The organism is Pseudomonas sp. BF-B-15 (genome assembly GCF_019946675.1).
GTDB lineage: Bacteria > Pseudomonadota > Gammaproteobacteria > Pseudomonadales > Pseudomonadaceae > Aquipseudomonas > Aquipseudomonas migulae.
In genome coordinates, this window is sequence record NZ_JAGYFZ010000091.1 from 1 (window position 1) to 25,475 (window position 25,475).

The 25,475-nt window shown below is 59.9% G+C and carries 19 protein-coding genes, 1 rRNA gene and 1 pseudogene; 5 read left to right on the forward strand and 16 right to left on the reverse strand.

Translation table 11 applies throughout. The features are described from left to right. The 5 genes and pseudogenes from KGA97_RS23405 to KGA97_RS23425 form a co-directional block, all read right to left on the reverse strand. A pseudogene (locus tag KGA97_RS23405) lies at positions 1 to 160 on the reverse strand (GntP family permease); the annotation flags it as partial. Positions 161 to 466: 306 nt separating this feature from the next. After that, positions 467 to 1,912 (reverse strand): SulP family inorganic anion transporter, encoded by a 1,446-nt coding sequence (locus KGA97_RS23410; RefSeq protein WP_223481599.1) that lies wholly within the window; start codon positions 1,910 to 1,912, stop codon positions 467 to 469. 205 nt (positions 1,913 to 2,117) lie between these two features. After that, positions 2,118 to 3,011, reverse strand: coding sequence for an NAD-dependent epimerase/dehydratase family protein (locus KGA97_RS23415; protein WP_008040822.1), 894 nt, complete (start codon positions 3,009 to 3,011; stop codon positions 2,118 to 2,120). A 103-nt stretch (positions 3,012 to 3,114) separates the two neighbouring features. Continuing rightward, complete coding sequence (locus KGA97_RS23420; RefSeq protein ID WP_008024659.1) at positions 3,115 to 4,026, reverse strand: LysR family transcriptional regulator; 912 nt, start codon at positions 4,024 to 4,026, stop codon at positions 3,115 to 3,117. A 120-nt stretch (positions 4,027 to 4,146) separates the two neighbouring features. Then, positions 4,147 to 4,737, reverse strand: a complete 591-nt coding sequence (locus KGA97_RS23425) for an NAD(P)H-dependent oxidoreductase (protein WP_223450579.1) — start codon at positions 4,735 to 4,737, stop codon at positions 4,147 to 4,149. 162 nt (positions 4,738 to 4,899) lie between these two features. Between KGA97_RS23425 and KGA97_RS23430 the strand changes: the two genes are divergently transcribed. After that, positions 4,900 to 5,214, forward strand: a complete 315-nt coding sequence (locus KGA97_RS23430) for a putative quinol monooxygenase (RefSeq protein ID WP_008024657.1) — start codon at positions 4,900 to 4,902, stop codon at positions 5,212 to 5,214. Here the strand turns inward: KGA97_RS23430 and KGA97_RS23435 are convergent. Next, the gene (locus tag KGA97_RS23435; protein WP_223435501.1) at positions 5,204 to 5,968 is read right to left on the reverse strand and encodes a sulfite exporter TauE/SafE family protein; all 765 of its coding nucleotides are present in this window, start codon (positions 5,966 to 5,968) and stop codon (positions 5,204 to 5,206) included. The two genes, KGA97_RS23430 and KGA97_RS23435, sit on opposite strands and share 11 nt — an antisense overlap. A gap of 208 nt (positions 5,969 to 6,176) precedes the next feature. On the opposite strand from KGA97_RS23435, the gene KGA97_RS23440 reads away from it, so the two are divergent. From KGA97_RS23440 to KGA97_RS23450, 3 genes are all read left to right on the forward strand, one after another. Next, a complete protein-coding gene (locus KGA97_RS23440) occupies positions 6,177 to 7,079 on the forward strand; it encodes a LysR substrate-binding domain-containing protein (protein ID WP_223481600.1) in 903 nt (300 codons plus the stop codon). A gap of 103 nt (positions 7,080 to 7,182) precedes the next feature. Beyond that, positions 7,183 to 8,586 (forward strand): amino acid permease, encoded by a 1,404-nt coding sequence (locus KGA97_RS23445; RefSeq protein WP_008024654.1) that lies wholly within the window; start codon positions 7,183 to 7,185, stop codon positions 8,584 to 8,586. Positions 8,587 to 8,752: 166 nt separating this feature from the next. Beyond that, a complete protein-coding gene (locus tag KGA97_RS23450) occupies positions 8,753 to 9,097 on the forward strand; it encodes a cupin domain-containing protein (RefSeq protein WP_008024653.1) in 345 nt (114 codons plus the stop codon). A gap of 100 nt (positions 9,098 to 9,197) precedes the next feature. Here KGA97_RS23450 and mmsB read toward each other — a convergent pair whose 3' ends face one another. Both mmsB and KGA97_RS23460 read right to left on the reverse strand, forming a co-directional pair. Then, the gene (mmsB, locus tag KGA97_RS23455) at positions 9,198 to 10,085 is read right to left on the reverse strand and encodes a 3-hydroxyisobutyrate dehydrogenase (RefSeq protein WP_223481601.1); all 888 of its coding nucleotides are present in this window, start codon (positions 10,083 to 10,085) and stop codon (positions 9,198 to 9,200) included. 10 nt (positions 10,086 to 10,095) lie between these two features. Next, positions 10,096 to 11,622, reverse strand: coding sequence for a CoA-acylating methylmalonate-semialdehyde dehydrogenase (locus tag KGA97_RS23460; RefSeq protein WP_008024085.1), 1,527 nt, complete (start codon positions 11,620 to 11,622; stop codon positions 10,096 to 10,098). 149 nt (positions 11,623 to 11,771) lie between these two features. Between KGA97_RS23460 and KGA97_RS23465 the strand changes: the two genes are divergently transcribed. Then, positions 11,772 to 12,719: a LysR family transcriptional regulator gene (locus KGA97_RS23465; protein WP_223481602.1), complete on the forward strand. Its 948-nt coding sequence runs from the start codon at positions 11,772 to 11,774 to the stop codon at positions 12,717 to 12,719. Here KGA97_RS23465 and KGA97_RS23470 read toward each other — a convergent pair. The 8 genes from KGA97_RS23470 to rrf all read right to left on the reverse strand — a co-directional run. After that, a complete protein-coding gene (locus tag KGA97_RS23470; RefSeq protein WP_223481603.1) occupies positions 12,658 to 13,449 on the reverse strand; it encodes a CatB-related O-acetyltransferase in 792 nt (263 codons plus the stop codon). The genes KGA97_RS23465 and KGA97_RS23470 overlap by 62 nt on opposite strands. 66 nt (positions 13,450 to 13,515) lie before the next feature. Next, positions 13,516 to 14,016, reverse strand: a complete 501-nt coding sequence (locus tag KGA97_RS23475) for an OmpA family protein (RefSeq protein WP_192227647.1) — start codon at positions 14,014 to 14,016, stop codon at positions 13,516 to 13,518. Further along, positions 14,016 to 15,284, reverse strand: a complete 1,269-nt coding sequence (locus KGA97_RS23480) for a diguanylate cyclase domain-containing protein (RefSeq protein WP_192227646.1) — start codon at positions 15,282 to 15,284, stop codon at positions 14,016 to 14,018. Before KGA97_RS23480 ends, KGA97_RS23475 begins: the two co-directional genes overlap by 1 nt. Next, complete coding sequence (locus tag KGA97_RS23485) at positions 15,281 to 15,856, reverse strand: YfiR family protein (protein ID WP_192417458.1); 576 nt, start codon at positions 15,854 to 15,856, stop codon at positions 15,281 to 15,283. Before KGA97_RS23485 ends, KGA97_RS23480 begins: the two co-directional genes overlap by 4 nt. A 120-nt stretch (positions 15,857 to 15,976) precedes the next feature. Then, positions 15,977 to 18,085: an exodeoxyribonuclease V subunit alpha gene (recD, locus tag KGA97_RS23490; RefSeq protein ID WP_223481604.1), complete on the reverse strand. Its 2,109-nt coding sequence runs from the start codon at positions 18,083 to 18,085 to the stop codon at positions 15,977 to 15,979. Then, positions 18,082 to 21,774 carry an exodeoxyribonuclease V subunit beta gene (gene recB, locus KGA97_RS23495; protein WP_223481605.1) on the reverse strand — a complete coding sequence of 1,231 codons (3,693 nt, stop codon included), beginning with the start codon at positions 21,772 to 21,774 and terminating at the stop codon, positions 18,082 to 18,084. Before recB ends, recD begins: the two co-directional genes overlap by 4 nt. Beyond that, positions 21,771 to 25,223, reverse strand: coding sequence for an exodeoxyribonuclease V subunit gamma (gene recC / locus KGA97_RS23500; RefSeq protein WP_223481606.1), 3,453 nt, complete (start codon positions 25,221 to 25,223; stop codon positions 21,771 to 21,773). Before recC ends, recB begins: the two co-directional genes overlap by 4 nt. A 154-nt stretch (positions 25,224 to 25,377) precedes the next feature. After that, a 5S ribosomal RNA gene (rrf, locus tag KGA97_RS23505) occupies positions 25,378 to 25,475 on the reverse strand; the annotation flags it as partial.

Genomic DNA, 25,475 nt, shown 5'->3' on the forward strand with positions numbered 1-25,475 from the left:
CCACGCCGGACGGCGGCATGCCGGCGAGCAATGCCAGGCCGATGGAGACCAGGGTGATGACGATGAAGGGATTGAGTCGGTAACGGGCGATCAGAACGATCAGCGCGATGATGGCGATGGCGGCATACACCAGCAGCCAATAGCCGAAGGACAGGGTCATGCGGTACTCCTCGAAAGGGTCACGTCGAAAGTTTTGTGAAACTCTTAAAACATTTCGAAGCGTGAAACTCAAACGAGGTGAAAGTAATTTTCGTAGAGGGGTAAGGGTTGTCGCGCAGAGATATGCGGGGTCGGTGAATATGAAAATCAGGCACGCGAACTTTCATCCGCTTTCCTGTGGGAGCGAGCCTGCTCGCGATGGGCGTCAACGATAACGCGCACTTCCTGAATCAACGCGTTGTCTGAACGTTTTTCGCGAGCAGGCTCGCTCCTACAGGGAATGGCCGCAGCCCAGAGGATTGATAGATCAGTCGTGACTGACCCGAGCACGCTTAAGCAACGTCTTGCAACGCTCAGACAGGTGCAACACCCGCAGATGCTTGCCCGCCTTGGCGTAACGTTCGCGCAGGGTCTTCAGCGCCGCGATGGCCGAGTAGTCGACGAAGCTCAGGTGACGACAATCAATCGTCACCACCGACGGGTCGTTGGCAGGATCGAACTGGTTGAGAAACGGTGTAGTCGAGGCAAAAAACAGCGTGCCATGCAGCAGGTAAAGCTTGCTGCCGTCGGTTTCGAGGTGACTGTCGGCATACAGCTCGCGGGCCTGCTGCCAGGCAAAGTTGAGCGCTGCAATGATGATCCCGCAAAGCACGGCGGTGGCCAGGTCGGTGAACACCGTGATGACCGTCACGGCGACGATCACCAGCACATCGTTCAGCGGAACCTTGTTGACCACCCGCAGCGAAGCCCAGGCGAAGGTTTGCTGTGACACCACGAACATCACCCCGACCAGTGCGGCCAGCGGAATGCGCTCGATCAGCGGCGACAAAAACAAAATGAACAGCAGAATCAGCACGCCGGCCACCACGCCGGAAAGCCGACCTCGGCCACCGGAGCTGAGGTTGATCACGGTCTGGCCGATCATCGCGCAGCCGCCCATGCCGCCAAACACACCGGAGACCATGTTGGCCGCGCCCAGCGCCACACACTCACGATCCGGGAAGCCACGGCTCTCGGTGATTTCGTCGGTCAGGTTCAGGGTCAACAGGGTTTCCAGCAGGCCGACCAGCGCCATCAATATTGCGTAAGGGGCGATGATGCGCAGGGTGTCCAGCGTCCACGGAATGTCTGGCAAGGCCAGCGTCGGCAAGCCACCGGCGATGTGCGCCATGTCGCCCAGGGTGCGAGTCGGCAAGCCGAGCAGATACACCGCCAGACCGACACCCAGAATCGCCACCAGCGCTGGCGGCACGGCGCGGGTCAGTCGCGGCAGCAGATAGACGATCGCCATCGTCAGCGCCACCAATCCGCTCATCACATAAAGCGGTGAGCCGCTGAGCCAGTTGTCACCACTCTTGAAGTGTTCCAGTTGCGCCAGCGCGATGATGATCGCCAGGCCGTTGACGAAGCCGAGCATCACCGGATGCGGCACCATCCGCACCAGTTTGCCGAGCTTCAGCAACCCGAACGCCAGCATGATCAACCCGCCCAGCAACACCGTCGCGAGCAAGTACTGCACACCGTGCTGCACCACCAGCGCGACGATCACCACGGCCATCGAACCGGCCGCGCCCGACACCATGCCCGGCCGACCACCGAACAGCGCGGTCAGGGTGCAAATGATGAACGCGCCGTACAGGCCCATCAGCGGATTGAGGTGAGCCACCAGCGCGAAGGCGATGCATTCTGGCAACAAGGCGAAGGATGTGGTGAGCCCGGCCAGGACATCGGCGCGCAGACGGTTTGCTTTCATGGGGAGGACTGGACACAACTGGGGAAGAGGGGGCGGATGGTACGGAATTGAGGGCGGCCCGGCCAGTTGCGGTGCTGCTGAAGACGCCTTCGCGGGCAAGCCTCGCTCCTACAGGGGTTGTGTCGTTCACCCATTTTGTGAGCGACACAACCCCTGTAGAAGCGAGGCTTGCCCGCGAAGACCGATGACGCGGTCTAAAGCGAACTCACACCATCTCGTTAAGAATCCACTCAACCACCGAAGTCCGCTTCGGCACCCAACCCAGCAACTCCCGCGCATGCTTGCCGCGCACCCGGCTGTTGGAACCCAAACCGTAGTTGGCCATTTCATAACCCCACTCGGCTTCGGCCTCTTTCAGCGGCCAGTCTTGCGGCTCAGCGAGATTCAACGCCTGGGCAATCGCCGTGGTCATGTCGACGAACGACGCTTCACCGCTCTCAACGAAATAGAACGTGCCCGGTACGTTTTTGGTCAGCGCCAGCAGGTACAGGGACACCACGTCTTCGATGTGCACGTTGGACCAGATGTTCTGGCCGGTGCCGACATGCCGAACCACGCCACTTTTGCGTGCCTGTTTCAGCAGGCGCGGCAACTGCACGCTGTCGCGATTGACGCCCAGGCTATGGCCGTAGATCAACGTGTTACAGATGACCGCCGAGTTCACCCCGTCGTTCGCCGCGTCGAGGATCAGGTTGTCGATGGCCACGCGGGCCGCCTTGTCGACAGTAGGCTCCGGCAGCGTGTCTTCGTAATAAATGGCGTCGCCGAACTGGCCGCCCGACGCATCGCCGACGATGCTCGAACCACTGGTGTGCAGGAACACCTTGTTGGAACCGCGCAAGGCATTGACCAAGGCTTCCACCGCGCCGCGATGGTCGCTGCTGGCGGCATTGATCACCGCGTCGGCAGCGCGGGCCTGTTCGGCCAATAGTGCGCTGTCGTCAAGAGTGCCGATGACCGCCGTGATGCCCAACGCGCTCAGCTCATTGGCTTGTTCGCTGCTGCGCACCAGGCCGGTGACCTTGTGGCCAGCGCGAACCAGGCCCGTAGCGATGGAGCCGCCGATGAAACCTGCAGCGCCGGTAACGAATACGTTCATGGAGAAACTCCCTGCGTGAATAAGTGATGCAACGAGTATCAAGCAGTCATCACGACTGAAAAATCCCCGTTGACCCAATTCACTCTTGCGTAGGAGTCATGAATCAACCTTCAAAATCCGCATTCGCGTACACCGCCAATTTGCCCTGGATAAAGTCCAGGAAGCATTGAATCCGCAGGGCCAGTTGCGAGTTGCGGTAATAGACTGCGTTGATCGGCTGGCGATAACCGCTGTTGAAATCCGCCAGCAGCACTTTCAGGCGCCCGGCACGGATGTCTTCGATGGTCATGAAATGTGACAGGCTGGCAATGCCCTGACCTTCCAGCGCCAAGTGCCTGATCGTCTCGCCGCTGGACGCACTGATCGACGCCTGAATCGGCCAGCGATCGCCATGCACATAACGCAGCGGCCATTGGTTGAGGCCTTCATTGTGGGTGAAGCCCAACAGCGCGTGCCCGCTCAGGTCCTCGACCACCAACGGTGTGCCGTGTTGCTCAAGGTAAGCCGGGCTGGCGACGATGTGCAGCGGGCTGCAACCCAGCGAGCGGGCGTGCAGGGTCGAGTCGGCCAGCGTGCCGATGCGGATGGCGATGTCGGTGCTTTGTTCGAGCAGGTCGATGATCAGGTCGTTGCTGTTGAGTTCGAGCTGGATGTCCGGGTAGAGCCGGCGGAACTCGTCGATGTACGGCACGATGGCGTGCAGCATGAACGGCGAGGCGGCGTTGATCCGCAAACGCCCGGACGGGGTTTGCTGACGTGAACTGAGGCGTTCTTCAAGCTCCTCCATCTGATCGAGAATCAGTTTGGCGTGCTCGAAGAAATACTTGCCCTCCTCCGTCAGGTCCATGCGCCGCGTGGTGCGGTTGATCAGCGTGGTATCGAGCTTGGCCTCCAGCCGCGACAACGTGCGGCTGACCGCCGAAGGCGTCTGCCCGACCTGTTCGGCCGCAGCGGAAATCGATCCGCACTCAATCACGCAGACGAAAATCTGCAACTCATCGGATCTGGCTTTCACCTGTGTTCCTTATCGCTTTGTGTAGGAGCCAGCTTGCTGGCGATGGCGTCCTCAGGATTGCTATCGCCGGCAAGCCGGCTCCTACAGGTTCGGATTCCAGATGACGATAGTAGCCGAACCTTATGCTTTCAGGCCGAACACCTTGGTCAGGTGCTGCTCATAGCGCGCCACATCACCTTCGATGTTCGGGCGTTTCATCACATCAACCGCCAGGAATGTCGGCAAACCGGTCATGCCGAGGAATTCGTTGGCCTTGTGGAACGGGAAGTACACCGCGTCCACGCCCTTGCCTTCGAAGAAGTCGGTCGGGTCGTCGAAAGCTTGCTGCGGCGCGTTCCAGGTCAGCGACAACATGTATTGCTTGCCCTGCACCAAACCACCGCTGCCGTACTTTTGCGAAGCATCGGAACGGGTGCGGCCGTCACTGGCGTATAGGCTGCCGTAGCCTTCGGTGAAGACTTCGTCGATGTACTTTTTCACAGTCCACGGCGCGCCCATCCACCAGCCCGGCATTTGATAAATGATCACGTCGGCCCAGAGGAATTTGGCAACTTCTTCAGCGACGTCATAGCCCTCGTCGATGAAGGTGGTTTTCATGTCAACGCCGCCGCGATCCAGCACGCTCAATGCGGCTTCATGCAGGGTGGTGTTGTAGCGGCCATCAGAGTGCGCAAACTTTTTGCCGCCATTGAGCAACAGTACTTTTTTCATGAGGAATCTCGGAAGGGTCAGAAAGTGGATGGCGGCAGGTTAGCGACCGGCCTCGCGCGGAATAAGTCCTGAATTCGCAAAATTCATTTGACCTATACGCACGAATCAACAGGCGATTGTTGCCATAAACTGGCGCCGATTCTGACTTTGAGGAGACTCCTGATGAGTGAAATACAAGGCTTCATCCTGCACGCCAAAACCCGCCCGGAAAAATCCGACGCCTTCGAAGCGTTCTTCCGCGGCTATGTCGAAGCGAGTCGTGCCGAGCCAGGCTGCATCGAATACCACATGCTGCGCGACAAACAGGACCCGACGCTGTTTATCTTCTTCGAGATCTGGCAATCCCAGGCGCACCTCGACGTGCACTCGAACCTGCCGCACATGAAGCAGTTCCTCGAACAGCGCGACGAATTCCTGGAACAGGATTTCGATATCCGTGCCATCGAGATGCTCAGCCCGTCGTCCGCTACCCGCTGATCAGCAAGTGGCCGCCGAGCACACCGAGGCCGATGAAGAACACGCGTTTGAACAGCACGGCGCTGATCCGCTGGCGCAGCCATTGCCCGAGCAACATGCCGAGCACCGCCGGGATCAGCGCCAGCAATGACGCGCTCAATTCGCCACCGCCCAGCGCCCCGCGCCACAACAGGCCGGCGGCGAGGGCGAGGGTCGATACGGTGAACGACAGGCCCAGCGCCTGCACCAGCTCATCCTTGTTCAAACCCAGTGCTTGCAGATACGGCACCGCCGGAATCACGAAGACGCCGGTGGCGGAAGTGATGACGCCGGTCAGCACGCCGCACAGCGGACCGAGCCAGCGCTCGGTCTGACGGCTGACGCGCAAAGTCGGCAGGAACAAACCGCTCAACGCATAGAGCAGCAATGCCGCGCCCAACCCCCGCACCACCCAATGACCACCCGCCATGCCAATCCAAACCGTCCCGGCACCGGTGCCGATGAAGATTGCCAGCAGCATCGGCCACAGCCGCCTGACCAACCCATGCAAATGCCCGCCGAATGCCAATTGCCAGACGTTGGTCAGGGTCGCCGGAATGATCAGCAGCGCCGCAGCCTGCGACGGCGCCATAGCCAGACCGAGCAAGCCCATGGCGATGGTTGGCAGGCCTAGGCCGATCACGCCTTTGATCATGCCGGCCAGGAGGAAGGTGGCGATGACCAGCAGAGAAAGGGCCAAGCCAAGGTTTTGGTAGAACGTGGCGAGTGTATTCATGGGCTGATCCTGCGCCTGGATTGGCCGTGTGAAAATTCGCCATATACTGAGTATGTCTCTTGTTTTGATAGAGGCTGACGATTTCGTTGTTGCTGCTGACGCCTTCGCGGGCAAGCCTCGCTCCTACAGGGGTTGCGCAAATCGTGTAGGAGCGAGGCTTGCCCGCGAAGGCGGCTGCCCAGTCAACACACCTCCCGAGGCTGTACCCATGCACTTCGACCTCACCGACCTACGCCTCTATCTGAACATCCTCGAAACCGGCAACATCACCGCCGGCGCCGTGCGCAGCCATTTATCCCTGGCGGCGGCGAGCGCGCGAATCCGCGCGATGGAGGCTTCGCTCGGCATCGACTTTCTGGAACGCGGTCGTCGCGGCGTCACCCCCACGTCCGCCGGAAAAGCCCTGGCGCAACACGCCCGACTACTACTGCAACACGCCGACCGCATGCAGCAGGACCTGGCCGAATACGCCAAAGGCGTCAAAGGTCAGGTGCGTTTGTTATGCAACACCACGGCAATCACCGAGTACCTGCCGGAAGTGCTGGCGGACTTCCTCTGCCGCCATCCCAACCTCGACATTGATCTGCAGGAATTGCCGAGCCTGCGCATCGTCCATGCACTGCATCAGGGTGCGGCGGACCTTGGCATCGTCTCCGACGCCGTAGACACCCACGCCCTCGAATCCCAGCCCTTTCGCAACGATCCGCTGGTGCTGATCATGCCACTCGGGCATCCATTGGCTGACGGCGCAACACCGAGCTTCAGCGAGACGCTGCATCACGATTACGTCGGCCTGAGCGCCAACAGCGCGCTGGCGGTGTACCTCGAAGAACAGGCGCTGCACGCGGGCGTGCGCATGCAAATCCGCATCCGGGCGGAAGGCTTCGACGGGGTGATTCGCATGGTCGCTCGCGGCGCCGGGCTGGCGATTGTGCCGTTGGCGGCGATCGAGCGTCGGGCCGTCGATCAACCGTTCAAGCACGTTGCCCTGCAGGAAACCTGGGCGCAGCGCAAACTGCTGCTGTGCGCCCGCTCGTTTGCTGGCCTGCCCGGTTACGCCAGAGCCTTGCTCGACGCGTTGTGCGCTGCAAACAGGGCCGGGAGCCTTTGAAAACCAGTGTTTGGCCCAACAGGCACCTGTATGACGAAGGCCGCGAAGAGTAATATCTGCCCTTTCAAATCAAGCCTGGCCACAACAACCAAAAGGGAACCAGATGGCGGATGAAATCTTGCAACAGGCAACGCTCAAGCGGGGGTTGAAAAATCGGCACATTCAACTGATCGCATTGGGCGGCGCCATTGGTACGGGGCTGTTCCTGGGCTCCGCCGGAGTGCTCAAGTCCGCCGGACCGTCGATGATCCTCGGCTATGCGATTGCCGGTTTCATCGCGTTCCTGATCATGCGCCAACTGGGCGAAATGATTGTCGAGGAACCCGTGGCCGGCTCGTTCAGCCACTTCGCGCACAACTACTGGGGCGGCTTTGCCGGTTTCCTGTCCGGCTGGAACTACTGGGTGCTGTATGTGCTGGTCGGCATGGCCGAGCTGACGGCCGTCGGCAAGTACGTGCAGTTCTGGTGGCCGGAAGTGCCCACCTGGGTCAGCGCGGCGGTGTTCTTCGTGCTGGTCAACCTGATCAATACGCTGAACGTCAAAGTCTTCGGCGAAATGGAATTCTGGTTCGCGATCATCAAGGTCGTGGCGATCATCGGCATGATCCTGCTGGGCTGCTACATGCTGTTCAGCGGCACCGGCGGCCCGCAAGCATCGGTGAGCAACCTGTGGAGCCACGGCGGTTTCTTCCCCAATGGCACCAACGGTTTGCTGATGGCGATGGCGTTCATCATGTTCTCCTTCGGCGGCCTGGAGCTGGTCGGCATCACCGCCGCTGAAGCCAGCGAACCGCGCAAGGTCATTCCCAAGGCCATCAACCAGGTGGTTTACCGAGTGCTGATCTTCTACGTCGGCGCCCTCACCGTGTTGCTGTCGCTGTACCCATGGGACCAACTGCTGCAGACACTGGGCGCTTCGGGCGACGCCTACAGCGGCAGTCCGTTCGTGCAGATTTTCGCCCTGATCGGCAGCGACACCGCCGCGCAGATCCTCAACTTCGTGGTGCTCACCGCCGCGCTTTCGGTCTACAACAGCGGCGTGTACTGCAACAGCCGCATGCTCTACGGCCTGGCCGAACAGGGCGACGCCCCCAAAGTGCTGATGAAGTTGAACAAGCAGGGCGTGCCGTTGCTGGCACTGGGCGTTTCGGCGTTGATCACGATGCTGGCGGTGCTGGTCAATTACGTCGCGCCGCACGAAGCGCTTGAGTTGTTGTTTGCCCTGGTGGTCGCGTCCTTGATGATCAACTGGGCGCTGATCAGCCTCACGCATTTGAAATTCCGCAAGGCCATGGTCCAGCGCGGCATCGTGCCAGGCTTCAAGGCTTTCTGGTCGCCGTACACCAACTACCTGTGCCTGGCGTTCATGGCCGTGATCATCTGCGTTATCTGGATGATCCCGCCGGTGCGCGCCTCGGTGTACGCCATGCCGGTGTGGGTGTTGCTCATCTACGGTTGCTATCGGTTGCGCATGGCCAGGCACCGAAAGCTGTCAGTGACTCAGTAATCGCGTAAAAAAAACGCCCCGGCATTCGATGAATACCGGGGCGTTTTTTATGGCGAGCGCAGTGAATCCAGCGTTTCTGGATACCTCGATGTCGAGCACAGACAACTGACGCCGCACCAAGCCCGATAGGGTGCGACTTCAGTTCTCCATCACGCTCGGAGTCATCATGTCCGCACCGATTACCGTTCTTCGCGACACCCACCCGCTGCCAGTGCTCGACGCCTGCAAATGGGAAAAACTCGAAGGCGATCCGCACACCGTCAACCTCAACGCCTACACCAGCGAAGACGGCAGCAAGATCATGGGCACCTGGATCTGCACGCCGGGCAAGTGGTATGTGGAATACGTGAAGTGGGAATACTGCGATTTCCGCGAGGGTTACTGCATCATCACCCCGGAAGGAAAAGAGCCGATCCATCTGCGTGCCGGTGATATTTTCGTCATCGAGCCGGGGATGAAAGGCACGTGGGAAGTGGTTGAAACCGTGCGCAAGTATTTCGTGTTTGCCTGATGCAAAAAAACCGGGAGATCACCCGACGTGATTTCCCGGTAAATGTCGATGCGCACACACCTGTAGGAGCCGGCTCGCTCCCACAGGTTGAAGCAGGTCGTTATTGCGGTTTGCGATAGCTGTTGATGATCGCCGAGAAGTCTTTACCCCCTTCCCCGCGCTGGCTCATCGCCTGATACAACTGCTGGGCCACCGCGCCAAGCACCACCGGTTGGTGCGCCTGACGTGCCGCTTCCGTGGCAAGCCCCAGATCCTTGAGCATCAGCTCGGCACCAAAACCACCGGTATACCCGCGCGACGCAGGTGCCGTTTCGACGATGCCCGGCCACGGGTTGTACATCTCCGAACTCCAGCAACGCCCCGTGGAACTGTTGATGATCCCGGCCAGCACGCCAGTGTCGATCCCCAGTGCATCACCCAGCGCCATGGCCTCGCTGACACCAACCATGGAGATCGCCAGCAGCAGGTTGTTGCAGATCTTGGCGATTTGCCCGGTGCCGACCTCGCCACAATGGACGATGTTGCGCCCCATCTGCGCCAGCACCGGTTGCAGGGTGGCGAACAGTTCAGGCGTAGCGCCGACCATGAAGGTCAGGGTCCCGGCTGCTGCACCGCCAGTGCCACCCGACACCGGCGCATCGGCCATGGCCACGCCTTGCTTGGCCGCGGCCGTCGCCACATCACGCGCGGTTTGCGGGTCGATGGTGCTGCAATCCACGGCCGGCACGCCTTTGGCGATCCCCGCCAGCACGCCGTCTTCACCCAGCCACACGCTGCGCACGTGCACAGCGGCGGGCAGCATGGTGATCACCAGCTCTGCACCTTGAGCCGCTTCACGAGCCGTCGCGCTGATGCTGCCGCCCAGTTGCTCCAGTTCGGCCAGAACGGTTTTGTTCAAATCAACCAGTCGCAGCGCGTGGCCGGCCTTGATCAGGTTGCGCGCCATCGGCGCGCCCATGTTGCCGAGACCGATAAAAGCGATTTTCATGTCCGGCTCCTTAACGCAAGTTGATGGTGGTGTTCACACCGTCGTTGACGCTGTCGTCATCGAACCAGCGACTGGTGACGGTCTTGGTCTGAGTGTAGAACTGCACCACTTGCTTGCCATACGGGCCGAGGTCACCGAGCTTGGAACCGCGCGAACCGGTGAAGCTGAAGAACGGGACCGGCACCGGAATCGGAATGTTGATGCCGACCTGACCCACGTCGATTTCGTTCTGGAATTTGCGCGCCGCCGCACCGCTTTGGGTGAACAGGCCCGTGCCGTTGCCGAACGGGTTGGCGTTGACCAGGGCGATGGCCTCGTCGAGCGTATTCACTTCCAGCACCACCAGCACCGGACCGAAGATTTCCTGGGTGTAGATCTGCATCTCGGGGGTCACGCCAGAGAACAGGGTCGGACCGACAAAGTTGCCCTTCTCGTAGCCGGGAACCGTGATGTCACGACCGTCCAGCTCAAGCTTGGCGCCTTCCTTGATGCCGCTTTCGATCAGATCCAGAATCCGCGCTTTGGCACGCTTGGAGATCACCGGACCAACGTCCGTGCCCGGCTCGCTGCCAGCGTTGACCTTGAGTTTCTGCGCCAGCGCTTTCAGGTCCGGCAGCCATTGCTTGGCCGCGCCGACCAACACCACCACCGACGTTGCCATGCAACGCTGACCGGCCGCACCGAAACCGGCACCGACCAGCGCATTCAGCGCTTGTTCGCGGTTGGCATCCGGCAGCACCACGGCGTGGTTTTTAGCGCCCATCATCGATTGCACGCGCTTGCCGTGCTTACCGGCCAAGTCATAAACGTGAGTACCGACGGCAGTCGAACCGACGAAGGAAACCGCCTTGATGTCTTTGTGGGTGCAGAGCGCGTCCACCACGTCCTTGCCGCCGTGAACCACGTTGAGCACGCCCGCCGGAACGCCTGCTTCAATCGCCAGCTCCACCAGCAGCATGGTCGACATCGGGTCCTGTTCGGACGGCTTGAGCACGAAGGTGTTGCCGCAGGCGATGGCCATCGGGAACATCCACAGCGGAATCATCGCCGGGAAGTTGAACGGGGTGATACCGGCGCAAACACCGATTGGCTGACGCAGGGTGTAGGTATCGACGCCGCCCGCGACGTTCTCGGCGAACTCGCCCATTTGCAGGCTGCCGATGGAGCACGCGTGTTCGACGACTTCCAGGCCTCGGAAAATATCGCCTTCAGCGTCGGCAATGGTCTTGCCCTGTTCGTTGCTGAGCACCACGGCGATACGCTTGGAGTGTTCGCGGATCAACGCCTGGAGCTTGAGCATGATGCGCATGCGGGCGCCGATCGGCGTCAGCTTCCAGGTCTGGAAGGCGCGATGGGCGGCGCTGATCGCGGCGTCGACTTCCGAGGCGGTGGCAAACGGAACCTTGGCCAGTACTTGCTGAGTCGCCGGGTTGACGATGTCGTGCCACTCAGTGGTCTGGGACTCGACCCACTCGCCGTCGATCAACAGTTTGACGTTCTGGACAGTGGTTTCGTTGGGCGTGAGCGATGCGTTCATGCTGGTCTCCTGGACTTGTTGTTATGCAGGGAGCCAAGGCGGATAAGTCGCCTTGAGATGAGGCGTGTGTCGCGAATTGGTTGTCGGACTGTTTTTGGAGTATAGATGTGCAAACTTCTAATAAGAACGCACATAAAAGCCGGTCCATCATGCAAAAAAACATCACGTCTTTAGGTTCGCTGAACTGGGATGACCTCAAGTTTTTCCTCGAAGTGGCCCGCACCCGCAAGGCCAGCACCGCGGCCAAGCGCCTGGCGGTGGACTACACCACGGTGTCGCGGCGTATCAGCTCGCTGGAAGCGGCATTGGGTACATTGTTGTTCGAGAAGTCCCGGACCAGCGGTTTTGTCCTGACCGCTGAGGGTCAGCGTTTATTGGGTTACGCCGAGTCGATCGAGAGCACGCTGCACATGGCGTGCGAACAGGTTTCCGGTTCCGGCGTGGCGTTGTCCGGTCATGTGCGGATGGGTTGCACCGAAGGTTTCGGCAGCTTTTTCATCACCCCGCAACTGAGCCATTTCGTCGACGCCTACCCGGCGATCTCGGTGGACATCCTGCCGCTGCCGCACTTCATCAGCCTGTCCAAACGCGAGGCGGACATCGTCATCGCCCTGGAACGTCCGGAGCATGGCCCGTACGTCTGCTGCAAACTCTGCGACTACCGGTTGCAGCTGTACGCGACCCAGGACTATCTGGACAAACACCCACCGATCCGGCGCCCGGCGGACTTGGGCAAGCATTCATTTATCAGTTATGTCGACGACCTGGCCTTCAGTTCGGAGCTGCTGTACCTGGCGAACGTGCTGCCCGGCGCCAGCGCCAACTTGCGCAGCACCAGCGTGATTGCGCAGTTCGTGGCTGCGCAGCAAGGGCGTTCGCTGGCGATTCTGCCGTGCTTCCTCGCGGCTCAGGATCCGCGGTTGCTGCCGGTGCTGCCGGAGGAAATCAACATCACCCGGCAGTTCTGGATGTACTGCCGCGAGGACCTGCGCAAGCTCAAGCGGATCACCCTGTTGTGGGATTACATCAGGGAGGTCACTGAACTGAATGGCCCGTTGTTACTGGGCGAGACGCGGGATCTTCGGTTTGCAGACTGAACGTCGGAGCAGCTAATCCGAGTGTGCTGACTAATTGGCAGCCTTTGCGGGTGACTTCCACCTGCTTGTAAACAACCTGATTGGCGCTGCGCGAATCGGCAATGATCGGCAAAGCAGAACGGGGATCGTCCAGGCGCAAGCTCAGAAGGAAATCGACATTACATTCCCACCATCGGCTATCAAGTAACTGCGCCACCACCTCTGGCGGGTGCCGATACTTGATGACTTTCGCCGGAATCCCGGCGACTACCGCATAGGGCGGCACATCGTGGGCAACCAGTGCGCGGGTGGCGATGATAGCCCCCGTGCCCACCGTGACACCTTCCATGATCATGGCGCCATGTCCGATCCAGACGTCGTCGCCGATCGTTACATCAACGATCTCTGGTTCGAAGGACAGTTTTGTACGGGTAAATTGGAAGGGGTGCGAACTGACCCAATCGGACGGGTGGGTATTTTTGTCCTGTCCGATGTAGCAGTCATTTCCAATCGAACAAAACCGTCCTATCGAGGACACCGCGGACAGCACGCAACCACTTCGAATGTAAGTGTGGGCACCAATGCTCAACCGTTTGGTGCCGACCACCACATGACCGAGCGAAACATTCTCTTCCACCAGCAACGTGGTTTTGGCGTTAAGCGATGACACCCCGCCAGCGATCTTGCATTTATGCTGGCGAAGCCATTTTTTCCAGAAGTGGTTGCGGCAGTAATTTATTATTTTTTCCATGTGTTCCGTTCATCTACGGGGGTATGAATTCCCCCAAAAAGAATAGTTAAAAAGAGGATCGGCCGATCAGTCGGCGCTCACCACAATCGACACCCGGCGGTTTTCGGTTCGACCGGCCGCGTTGTCGTTGGAGGCTACCGGCTCACTGCTGCCAAAGCCCCTTAGCTGGATATTCTGCTCTTTCATGCCAACCGCGATCAGGACCTTGCCGACGCTGTTCGAGCGGCGCAGGGACAGCTGTTCGTTGTAGGTCTCTTTGCCCGACGCATCGGTGTGACCATCAACCCGCACCCGATCGATCCCGACACCCAGCAACGCCTTGCCAATGCGCTCGACGATCTCGGTGCTCTGCGGATTCAGGCTTTCGACATCACTGCCAAACAACACTTTGCCGGACAAGCCAAACGCCCAGCCCTCGTCGGTCAACTCGAAACCTTGCTGTTGCAGCACTGCAACCTGTGCCGGACTCAAACCTTTTTGTGGTGCCGTCTGGCAACCGGTCAGTGCCAGCAAAGCCATGAACAAAGGGATCGCAAGAAATCGCAGATTGAATGAGAACACGAACATTAGCTCCTGGTTTGAACATCGGCGACAGGGTGCTCCGACCCTGACGTGTGCTGTGCACCTCTGGAAAAGCGTTTGGCCTGGTACATGGCCGCATCGGCAGCATTGAGCAGGGCACCCGGTGTAGCACCATGATCCGGGTACACGGCAATGCCGATGCTCAGAGAAGTCAAAACCTGAGTATGACCCGGCAACGGGATCGGCACTTCCATGCTGGCAATGATTTTATCGGCAATCCGCTCGGCGTCTTCGGTCTTGTGCAGCGGTGTCAGCAGGACAGCAAACTCGTCCCCCCCAAGACGCGCCACCAGATCCTCTTCGCGCAGTTGCGCGCGAACCCGATTGGCGACTGCGACCAACACTGCATCGCCAGCGGCATGACCGAAGGTGTCGTTGATTTCCTTGAACCGGTCACTGTCGAGAAACAGCACCGCTACCCGCTCGTTGAGCTTGTTGGCGTTGCGTAGTGCACGAATCAATCGTCCTTCGAAAAACGCCCGGTTCGGCAACCCGGTGAGGCTGTCATGACTGGCCTGGTGGGCGAGGGTTTCATTCTCGCTTTGCAGGTGGGTTTGCCAGGATTCGAGTTCATCGAGCAGGGCATTGAAGTCATTGCCCAGGTTATCGAGTTCGGCGATGTCGGCGGGCGGCACACGCTGGTCGAAGGCTCGTTCGCTGCGCGCAGCGTGCGCCACGAACGCCAGACTGCGCAGCGGACCGGTGATCCCGCTCAGTTGTCGGCGAGCCAGATAAAGCGCTACCCAGGCACTGGCGGCGGTGCACAGAACGATGCCCATCAGACCGCTGAGCAAGAAGCGCATCAGGCTGCCGCCGTGGCCGATCAGCAGAGTGCTGCCGATTTCCTGACCTTGATGGATGATCGGCATGCTGATGGGTTCTTCCAGAAAGGCTTTGGCCATCTGCATTTCGAGATCAGAGAACAATCCGGTTTCCGGTCGCTGCCAACGCGCCAACAACTTGCCTTGCAAGTCCAGCACTTGGGCATCCGCCACTTCTTCGGTGGAGGCGATCAGTGCCAGCGCTTCAGTGGCGGCGGCTTTGTCGTTGAACACCACCGCCGCTTCCACGGTGTAGTTGATGGAGCGCGCAATCAAATGCAGGTTGTGGTCGGCATAGACCCGCAACGCCAGGACGCCGAGCAGCGTCAGCGAGATGCTGGCCATGGCCACGCCGACCAGCGCGACGATCAAATGACCGCGGCCAATGACCGAACGCAAGGTCGGACGACTGCCCGGCTTGAATAGACTCATGGCGCCGCCGGTTTGCGGCGGGACAGTTGCAGCACACTTGGGTGAATTCGCACGCCGCTACGGGCGACGGAATCGAGGTTGACCTCAAAGGACACTTGTTCATCGCCGACACGCAAACAGAACAGACTGCCGACGGTACATTGATCGTCGCTTTCGCTGATGCTCAACACCGGATGCCCACTCAGCGAAGCGAACAACCGGCTGCGCTCTTCGCTGGTCAGTTTGCCGATGTACACCGCGTCGCACTCACTGACAATGGATGGGTTGTCGGCCAGCAGGCGGCGCACGGTAACGGGTCGGCCAGTGGCCTGGGTGGTGCCCTTGACCAGGTCGTCGGTGTATTCGGTAGGGCCGACGATGCACAAACGAAGTTGTGCGGGCTCAACTGGCCAGCGGGCATAGCTGAGTATCCCAAGTACAACCTGCGTGACCGATTTGGCGCGCTGGTCGGCCATGCCTGGTGGCGTTTGCGTTTGAGCGAAAACGAAGCCGCTCAGCAAACAGAGAAAGCCTGCAAGTACGGCCTGCTTGCAGCCAGCAACGCACTCTGTCATCCAGACAGCCACCTTCATGCAGGGATTCTCTTCGGTCGTAACGGGAGGGTGCCGCAACGATAGCACAGCGCTGAAACACCAGCGAGGCCACGTACGACGGCACTTCGGACAGTTTCCGGCGTCCGGTGCCGCCGCCATTTATTGCCTCGGCTCGACGGCCTCTTCCAACTCCAGCATCAACCCGCTCAACCGCTTGACCTTGCGTCGCACCGCCTCTTCAAACACTCCGGCACGTGGCTCGATCAATGTGAACCAGTCCTTGGCCCTGGTAATGCCGGTATAGATCAGCTCCTTGGTCAGAACCGGGTTCAGGGCGTCCGGCAAAATCAACGCCGTATGTGCAAACTCGGAGCCCTGGGATTTGTGTACGGTCATGGCGTACACGGTTTCGACATCATTGAGCCGGCTCGGCAGGACAAAACGCACGCCACCCTGGCCATCATTGCGCGGGAAGGCCACGCGCAATACCTGACGACCCGCCTCGGGGCCATCGCGCTCCGGCAGCTTGAGGGCGATGCCGATGTCGCCGTTCATCAAACCCAAGCCATAGTCGTTACGGGTCATCAGCACCGGCCGGCCTTCGTACCACTGCTGATTGCTGTCGATCAACCGGGCCTTGAGCAACGCATCGGTCACGCGCTGATTCAAGCCCTCCACCCCCCATGGCCCTTTGCGAACGGCACACAACAACTGGAAGGCGTCGAAGGCTTGCAGCACCTGGCGTGCCCAATCGGTCCAGCGTGAATCCTCAAGCGAGCTATCGGGCGATGGCCGCAGGTGGCGCAGCAGGCTGAGGTAATGCCGGTAGCCTTGCGGCCCCTCACCATGACCTTCCAGCAACAAGCGCTCCAGCGCCCGGTCCTGTTCACCCTTGAGGGGCAGGAAAAATACATCGCCGTGGCTTCCAGTCGCCAGCAGCTGCCGAGCCTCTTCGGGTTGTTGCCGGTTGACCCAGCGCGCCAGTTGGCCAATGCCGCTTCCCTCGCCGAACCGGCGCGAGTGACGCAGCATCACCACTTGCTGGGCCAGCGGATGAGTCCCCTGAGTGTCTTCTTGCAAACCACTGGCTGCGAGATTTTCACCACTGACCGTTTCCAGCCACTGACGCGTCTGCGGGCTATACCAACCGGCCTCGGCGTCGCGGCACAGATCACCCAGCACAGCGCCGGCCTCGACCGAGGCCAGTTGGTCCTTGTCACCCAGCAGAATCAGTCGTGCATGGGCCGGCATCGCGTCGAGAAGATTGGCCATCATCTCCAGGTCGATCATTGAGGCTTCATCCACCACCAGCACATCCAGCGGCAAACGGTTACCGGCGTGGTGCCGGAAATGTCGCGTACCGGGCCGACTGCCGAGCAGACGGTGCACGGTGGTCACGTCTGACGGAATTTTATCTCGCACGGCTTCAGCGACTTCCAGCGTGCGGACTTGTTGGCTGATGGACTCCGTCAACCGTGCCGCAGCTTTCCCGGTGGGGGCGGCGAGCCGAATGCGCAGTGGTTTGCCAGCCTCCACCGCCGGTGCCTGAAGCAATGCCAGCAAGCGCACGACCGTGGTGGTCTTCCCCGTCCCCGGGCCGCCGGTGACGATGCTGAAGGCACTGCGGGTCGCCAAGGCACACGCGAGTTTCTGCCAGTCGATCACCTCGCCAGGCTTGGCCTGGCCGAACAGACCGACAAGACGTTGGGGCAGATCACTCGGTGTGGTTTCGTGTTCGGCCAGACGCACACGCAGGGCGTCATCGATACGCCGCTCGTAAGCCCAATAGCGGCGCAGATAAAGGCGTTTTCCCGACAGTACCAACGGCCTTTGTTGAGCCGTTTCACGCCTGTCGGCTGCCAATGCGACCAGATTGCTGGCGGCCAGTACCTTGCACCAATGGGCGCCGTCCAGCGCCTCGAGCAATTGTGATGGCAGCAGCATCGCGCCACTTTGCAGATCGCCTTCCGGCGGCAATGACAGTGCGAAGTCAGGCTCTTTCAGGGTTTCGAACAGATCCAGGCAGACATGGCCGTGGCCCAATTGGTGACTGGTCAATGCCGCAGCCAGCAGCACCAGAGGGTCATCGTCGGGAGCGAGTTCGTGCAAGAACGCAACGAAGGCCTTGTCCAGCGCTCGCAACCAGCCCCGCTCTACCCAACGGGTGAGCAGCAGCAACAAGTCATCGGCGCGACTCAACGGTGCCAGACTCGCCAGACTTTCCGCTGCCAATGGCGTCGGCAGCAAATCGGCGAAGGTGCGACTCATAGCAGTACTCCCTGTTCCCAGGCGGGTTCGGCCTTGGGTTCTGGCTTGCCCTGGAACAGCCGGTCAAGACGCTCGATCAGTTCTCTTGGCGGACGGGCGAAATACACGCCCTGACTGGATGCGCGGGTGCCACGCAGGAACAGATACAGCGCCCCACCGACGTGCCGGTCGTAATCGTAATCGGCAAGCCGCGCCTTGAGCTGGCGATGCAGGGCCAACAGGTACAGCACGTATTGCAGGTCGTAGCGATTGTCCAGAATCGACTGCTCCATGGCTTGCTCGGTATAGGCCATGTCATCGACGCCCAGCCAGTTGGATTTGTAATCGGCGACGTAATAGCGACCATCATGTTCGAACGTCAGATCGATGAAACCTTTGAACATGCCATTGAGCAACACCGGTTCGGCTGCAACACGGGCAACGCCGTTGTGGGTGTATTGGCGGACCAGTTCGTCGAGTTTGAGCACATCGACTTTATGGCTGGCGAACCAGAATTCCATCTCGACGCGGTACTGGGTCAATTGCTCGAATATCACTGGCGCCTGTCCGGCACCGATGTGCAGCGGGGACTTGAGCAGATGCTGCAGCCAATCGCTCAGCGTGGTGATCCAGCCTTCCCAACCACGACGGTTGCAGCGACGGGCAATGGCATCTTCCACGGCTTGTGGCGTGGCGGCAAAACCTTCGTTACCGGCCCATTCAAGCAAACCATGGAGAAAGGTGCCGGGGTTCGGACCCCGAGGGAAGCGATGGATATCGGCACCGCCAGCGACCACCTCTCGCGGCGCTTCCGGGTCAAGGCGCTCGTCGTCAAACAGCTTTTGCGCTTGCGGGTTTTCCGGTGCTTCGTCACTGCCCACGCTCAGGCTGTCGCCAATGCGCAGGGCGCTGTAGGAGGCAATCCACCAGTTTTCGCTGGCCTTGCGTTTGGGTATCAGCGGGGCAAGCAACGTCGCATCGTTTTGCGGCGGGTGGTAATGCTCGACGGTTTCTTCAGGCATTTCACTGTAGTTCAGCGCCGGACAGTCCTGCTGCAAGTCTTCAAGCCAACGCGTCAACCCCGCCGATTCGGTCAATGGCGCACCACCGCCCAGCAAATAACCCAGTGCCGAAAGGTGCAGCACCGAGCTGTTGTTATTGCCGCGCTTGAGGTCCGTAACACCGAGCCAACAGGCATGTTGTGCACGGGTCAAGGCCACATACAACAAGCGCAGATCCTCGGCCAGGCGCTCATGATCGGCCAGCGCGATCAACTCGGGTGTCGGCTTCAACGTCACCTGGGCCTTGCCGGTCTCGTCGTGGTAATGCAGCGGCAAGCGGCTGCCGTCGACCGGCTTCGCCGAACACACGAACGGCAGGAACACCAACGGATACTCAAGCCCCTTGGACTTGTGAATCGTCACGACCTTGACCAGTTGCTCGTCGCTCTCCAGACGCAGTATCTGCTCTTCGCCAGCCTGGCCGGACAACGCCAGGTGTTCGGATAAATGCCGGATCAATGCTTGCTCGCCATCGAGTTCGGCGGCCGCCTGTTGCAGCAGTTCGGACAAGTGCAACAGGTTGGTCAGCACACGCTCGCCGTCGCTTCGCGCGATCAGCGCCTGTGGTAGCTGGAAGTCATGCAGCAAGCGACGCAGCATCGGCAGCACACCCTGTTTGCGCCAGAGTTCGCGATAACCGCGGAACTGCATGACCCGCGCTTCCCACGCCAACTCGTCCTGATTCAAGCGTTCCAGCTCAGCCAGCGACAGATTCAGCGTGATACAGGCCAACGCCGCTCGCAGCGGACGCTCGACATCCGGCTCGGCGCAAGCCTTGAGCCAGGTCAGCAGGTCGTGAGCTTCCTGTGCGGCGAACACCGAGTCCTTGTCCGACAGATACACGCTGCGCACGCCCCGGGCCGTGAGTTCGGCGCGCACGGCCTGGGCCTCTTTGCCGTCACGTACCAGGATCGCAATATCCGCTGGCAGCAAACCTTTGAAGTCCTTGCCGTCCTGGATGAAACCCGCCTGGCCTTGTTGCCCGCCATTGAGCAAAGCAGTGATTTCGCTGGCGCAAGCAGCGGCTAATTGCTGTCGGTAAACGGCACCGGACAATGGTTGTTCGGCGGGCAGATGCCAGATGTTCAGAGCGGGTACAACCTGACCCTTAACCTGCAGAACTTCTTTGCGGCCCTGGGAGGCGACCGGCAGGAACGGCACCGGATTTTCGCCACTTTTTTCACGAAACAGAAATGCGCCCCGCCCCGCTTCCCGCGACTCGGCGCGCTCGAACACATGGTTCACCGCATCGACCATGCCATGACTGGAACGGAAGTTGGTGCCCAGGGTATGCAGCCGGCCAGTGGTGGCCTGGCGGGCACGCAGGTAGGTATAGATGTCGGCACCACGGAAGGCGTAGATCGCCTGCTTCGGGTCGCCGATCAGGAACAGGCCGCATTCAGGATTGTTGTCCTCGATGCGATAGATGCTTTCGAAGATCTGGTACTGAACCGGGTCGGTATCCTGGAACTCGTCGATCAACGCTACCGGAAATTGCTCGCGGATCAGGGTTGCCAAACGTTCGCCGCCCTCGGCTTGCAACGCGGCATCGAGGCGCAACAGCATGTCATCGAAACCCATTTCCGCGCGGCGACGTTTTTCCTCCTCGAACCGCGCGCCTACCCACTGAGCGGCATGCTGCAGGACTGCCGCATCGGGGGTTGGCAAACTGTCGAGACTGGCCTTGAGGCCAGGCATTGCGTCCAGTCCCGGGTGATTGGGCACTTCGCCCTTTTTCCACGCCTCAGCCATGCCATCAGGCGTCAGGCGAGTGAAGCCAGTGCCAATATCCAACTGTTCGAGTAATTCATCTTCGGCCCAAGCTTTTATCTTTTCGAACCAGGGTTCGAAATAGCGTGCCTGCATCTTCCGACCGTCGACGCTTTTACTCGCGACGCCCTCATGACAGATGGCAAGCAACTCGTCCGCCCATTGACGCCAAGGCATTTTGAGTTCGAGCAATGCGGCTCGTCGCTCTTGCAGACACTCAGTGATCAGCTCGACAGGCTCTTTGCCTTCAGCACTGTGGCGCTCACTGGCGAACAAACCACGAACTCGCGGCAACAGGGCTGCGGGCCCGCCCCAATTACCGCGCACCCAATTCAGCGCATCGCCTTGCATCGGGTAACAAAACAATCGCCAGTAGTCGCGCAGAACCTCGCCGAGCAAATCACTGTGATCGGTTTCCAGGGTCTGGGTAAACAGGCTGCCACTGTCGAACGCGTGCTCGCGCAACATGCGCTGACACCAACTGTGGATGGTCGAGACAGCTGCTTCGTCCATCCACTGAGCAGCGATGTCCAGACGGTTTGCGCATCCGGACCACTGCTCGGGAAGGTACTGTTCACGCAGCTCTGCAATCAGGGCATCCGGCGCCGGTGTTTCATCGCGAAAAAATCGTGCGGCTTCGGCAAGACGCGTTCGAATACGTTCGCGCAGCTCTTTGGTCGCGGCGTCGGTGAACGTCACTACGAGGATTTGCGGCGGTAACAGTTCACGTCCAAATCCGCTCGATTCCCCGCCGTGGCCCAAGACCAGACGCAGGTACAACGCGGAAATAGTGAAGGTCTTGCCGGTCCCGGCACTGGCCTCGATCAGTTGACTGCCGCGCAGCGGGAACGCCAGGGCCAACGGTGTCTGGCTGGTCATGAGCACGGCTCCTCGCTGGTCAATGAGCGCCAAGGGGCTTCCAGCATTGGCTTGTACAAGGCGTTGCACCAATCGGCGAAGGTCTCGTCGGCAATCAGTGCGTCATAGTCAGCAAACTGCCGGGCGAGCGCGGGACTTTCGCGGCGCTCGCCGTCAGTGGTCAGGCCGTCGCCTTCATAGGCCTTACGAGCAGCGGCGTCGGCTTTGGCAGGATCAGTCTGGGTTAGCCAGGCAAACGCCGTTTTTACTGCAATGGGTAGAGGTTGGCGCATGCCTGCTTGCCAGGCCATCAGCAGGTCGCTCAAGGTCCGGAATGCAACATCCTTCTCCATCGGACCGAGCAGCAGGCTGTCGTCACTGGCCACCAGCGCAGTGGTCATGGCCATTCCACTGGCGCTGGCAACCAGATGATTGACCCATGACCGTGTCAGACGATGCCATTTGCGAGACTTGATCGAGCCGATGCTGTTGGGAATCGTGGTGACCGACAGCAAACCACCGTCAGCTCGCTGATGCAGACCGCTGAGCCAACCTTCGAGGCGCAGCCCTTGCAGCTCAAGACTCACAGGTAAAGCGCTGGTGAGCGGTGTCGGCCATAGGGCCAAAAGCTGTTGATAACGCTGCAGCAGATCCGGCAATGGCTCGATCAATTCCCGTTGCAGGCATTCGCCAAAGCCGGCCATGGGCAGCAGGCCGCTGTTTTGCAGACGTTTGGCTTGCGCCTCCAAAGCCTGATCGGACTGATCCAGATGCTCCAGCGCGGCGTCGAGCAAACTGTCGCTGAGGCTGTAGCGTTGCAGCGCGTCGAGGACAAATGGCTCCTCATCGGCAAGCGGCACTTCAGCCGCTTCAAAGAACACCTTCAGCCGCTGACTGAAGAAGTGCCGCACCGGGTTGCGCAGAAAGTCCTGCAGTTGGCCAAGGCTCAGCGGCTCTTCCTGAACATAGGGGGCGAGGATGCCGTTATCGCCTGCCGACTCAACAGCATGATGAAGCACCTGCCATTCGCTGGCGTAGCTGAACAAGTCATCGCCTTCGTGGAAATAGCGAGCACTGAACGGCTGTAACGGGTGCTCCTGAGTCATTGCCTCAAGCAAGTCTTCATCGGCATTTTGCAGTCGCCATCCGCTGGCCAGATGGTCGCGCAGTTGGCCAATCAGCACAGAAGCCGGGCGCTCGCTGTTATCGCGAATGCTGCGGCCAACCCAACTGATGTAGAGCTGGTTACGCGCTGACAATAGCGCTTCCAACAACAGATAGCGGTCGTCTTCGCGCCGGGAGCGATCACCCGGACGGTAATCGCTGCCCATCAGGTCGAAGTCCAGTGGCGGTTGCGCACGCGGATAATCGCCATCATTCATCCCAAGCAGGCAGACCAGCTTGAACGGGATCGCGCGCATGGGCATCAGGGTGCAGAAGTTAACTGCACCGGCGAGAAAACGTTGGGACAAGCGCCCCTGATCGAGACCGGCGAGCCAGGCTTCACGAACTACGGTCAACGGCAACTCGTCATGCAGACCGACAGACTCACAGGTCTCAAGCCAGGTTTCACGCAACTCTTCGAGCTGGGCAAGCAAGTAGTCGTCGTGCTCATTACTGGCCTGGAAAAACAACTGCACCAACGCTTGCAGGCGCATCCCCCATTGCAGGGGCGGCGCAGGTCGGGTGAGTTCCTGGTGAGCAATTTCAAGCGCATCCAGGAGCGCCACTAATGGACCTATCAGCGCGGCGTCCAGACCACCAATCTCATCGTAGGGCTCGATACCTTGGCAGGCACCGGCGCTGCCGACTGCATACCCAAGCAACATCCGCCGCAAGCCGAATCGCCAACTGTTTTGCTCCAGTTCCTGCGGCAATCCAAGCCCCGCTCGTTGCTCGGCGCTCATGCCCCAGCGGATGCCCGCGCCTTCGATCCAGCGATGCAGGGTCGGCAGGTCACGTTCCTCTACACCGAAGCGAGCGCGCAACGCTGGAACGTCCAGCAGATCAAGGATCTCACTGACGGGGAAGCGACTGTCGGGCAGTTTGAGCAGGTGTTCGACTGCAATCAGCAACGGGTCACGACCGCGTTGGCCTTGATCTGCGAGCGTGAATGGAATGAAGCGTGGGTCATGGCGCTCAAGCTGGCCGAACACAGCGCGAATATGCGGTGCATAACTGTCGATGTCCGGAACCATCACGATAATGTCGCGCGGTCTTAACCCAGGATCAGCACTGAAGCGTGCGAGCAACTGATCGTGGAGTATCTCTACTTCGCGCTGAGCACTGTGGGCAATGTGAAAACGGATCGATTGATCCGCGTCTGTATCGACTGCCGGCCAGCGTTCGCGCGTTTCATTCAGAGGACGCAATTCGAGGATGTCGTCCTGCAGCTGGTTCAGCAGGTTATGTGGCTGGCTGTCACTGAACAGATCAATGCGCCCATCACGAAACGCCGAGCGATAGCTGTTGGGATCGTCATAGCTGTCTAGCAGATTAATGTAGTCCCGCCCTTGTTTACCCCACGCTGCCAACAGCGGATGTGCATGCTGATGCAGGGTTTGGGAATCCAGCACGACCGGCATGCCACTCTTGCGAGCCTGACGTTTGTATTGATGCCGTAACAGGTCTTTATCAGCGACGATGTCCGCCCAATGGTGACGACACGGGTTGTGCACGCAAAGCAGAACCTGGCTGAAACGGGCCAGTCCGGCGAGTGCTTCCAGAGCCTGAGCGGGAAGCGAAGAAATCCCGAAAACGATCACTCGGGATGGTAATCCGTCGGGGGCGACATCGAGGTTGTTAATGCGCTCGATAAATCGTTGATGGACGCCAGCACGACTTTGCGACATGCCTTGCTCCCCCACATCCAGCAACAACGCACGCCACAATTCCGCCTGCCAGCAGTTGGCCGGGGTCAGGGGTTTCGCTTCACCCCGACCGTTGCGTAATTGATGACGACCTTCAGCCCAGTCTTCAAGCCAGTCGGCTCGGTACACCTGATATTGGTCGAACAGGTCTGCCAGCCGCTCAGCCAGTTGATAGCGTTTGCGCAGATCGGTGTCATTGGTCAGAAAGCGTTGCAGAGGTTCGAAGTGGGGCTGACCTATCAACTGCGGAAGCAGCCGCATGAGTCGCCAGGTCAGCGGGGCCTTATCGAGCAAAGACTTGGCGGGAATTTCATCTCGACCAAGCACCATACGATAGAGCTGCCACATGAAGCTGCCCGGTAATTGCACGTCGATGGCTGCGGCGATTCCGCAGCCGCCCATATCGTCCTCTTCCGGGTCTTCCGCCAGTGCCAGCTTTAGCCACTGGGCGATGCCGTTGCTCTGCACCAGAGCGATTTCATTTTCCAAGGGAGCCAGCGGGTATCGCCGCATCCAGCTGACCACCAGGCTGCGCAGCTCGTCCAGGCGGTTACCGTGAACCACCATAAAACCAGCACTGAGGGACGTCGCGTCCGGCATAAAGGCTTCCTTGGAGAAATACAAAAGCTAGGGCCGAACCTTAGCATTGTCGGGAGACTGTGACAGCCGGGAGCTGTCCGGTAATGCTGTACGAACTTTCCTGCGGGCAAAACAAAACCCCAACTGCTTTCGCAATTGGGGTTTCGGAATTTAATCTTGACGATGACCTACTCTCACATGGGGAAACCCCACACTACCATCGGCGATGCATCGTTTCACTGCTGAGTTCGGGATGGGATCAGGTGGTTCCAA

Coding starts and splice junctions, on each gene's coding strand:
- KGA97_RS23475 (WP_192227647.1), bottom strand. CDS start 14,016: ATGTTCGTGTTCTCATTCAATCTGCGATTTCTTGCGATCCCTTTGTTC.
- recC (WP_223481606.1), bottom strand. CDS start 25,223: ATGCCGGACGCGACGTCCCTCAGTGCTGGTTTTATGGTGGTTCACGGT.
- KGA97_RS23415 (WP_008040822.1), bottom strand. CDS start 3,011: ATGAACGTATTCGTTACCGGCGCTGCAGGTTTCATCGGCGGCTCCATC.
- KGA97_RS23445 (WP_008024654.1), top strand. CDS start 7,183: ATGGCGGATGAAATCTTGCAACAGGCAACGCTCAAGCGGGGGTTGAAA.
- KGA97_RS23460 (WP_008024085.1), bottom strand. CDS start 11,622: ATGAACGCATCGCTCACGCCCAACGAAACCACTGTCCAGAACGTCAAA.
- KGA97_RS23450 (WP_008024653.1), top strand. CDS start 8,753: ATGTCCGCACCGATTACCGTTCTTCGCGACACCCACCCGCTGCCAGTG.
- KGA97_RS23440 (WP_223481600.1), top strand. CDS start 6,177: ATGCACTTCGACCTCACCGACCTACGCCTCTATCTGAACATCCTCGAA.
- KGA97_RS23480 (WP_192227646.1), bottom strand. CDS start 15,284: ATGAGTCTATTCAAGCCGGGCAGTCGTCCGACCTTGCGTTCGGTCATT.
- KGA97_RS23435 (WP_223435501.1), bottom strand. CDS start 5,968: ATGAATACACTCGCCACGTTCTACCAAAACCTTGGCTTGGCCCTTTCT.
- mmsB (WP_223481601.1), bottom strand. CDS start 10,085: ATGAAAATCGCTTTTATCGGTCTCGGCAACATGGGCGCGCCGATGGCG.
- KGA97_RS23430 (WP_008024657.1), top strand. CDS start 4,900: ATGAGTGAAATACAAGGCTTCATCCTGCACGCCAAAACCCGCCCGGAA.
- KGA97_RS23465 (WP_223481602.1), top strand. CDS start 11,772: ATGCAAAAAAACATCACGTCTTTAGGTTCGCTGAACTGGGATGACCTC.
- recB (WP_223481605.1), bottom strand. CDS start 21,774: ATGACCAGCCAGACACCGTTGGCCCTGGCGTTCCCGCTGCGCGGCAGT.
- KGA97_RS23425 (WP_223450579.1), bottom strand. CDS start 4,737: ATGAAAAAAGTACTGTTGCTCAATGGCGGCAAAAAGTTTGCGCACTCT.
- KGA97_RS23485 (WP_192417458.1), bottom strand. CDS start 15,856: ATGAAGGTGGCTGTCTGGATGACAGAGTGCGTTGCTGGCTGCAAGCAG.
- KGA97_RS23410 (WP_223481599.1), bottom strand. CDS start 1,912: ATGAAAGCAAACCGTCTGCGCGCCGATGTCCTGGCCGGGCTCACCACA.
- KGA97_RS23470 (WP_223481603.1), bottom strand. CDS start 13,449: ATGGAAAAAATAATAAATTACTGCCGCAACCACTTCTGGAAAAAATGG.
- recD (WP_223481604.1), bottom strand. CDS start 18,085: ATGAGTCGCACCTTCGCCGATTTGCTGCCGACGCCATTGGCAGCGGAA.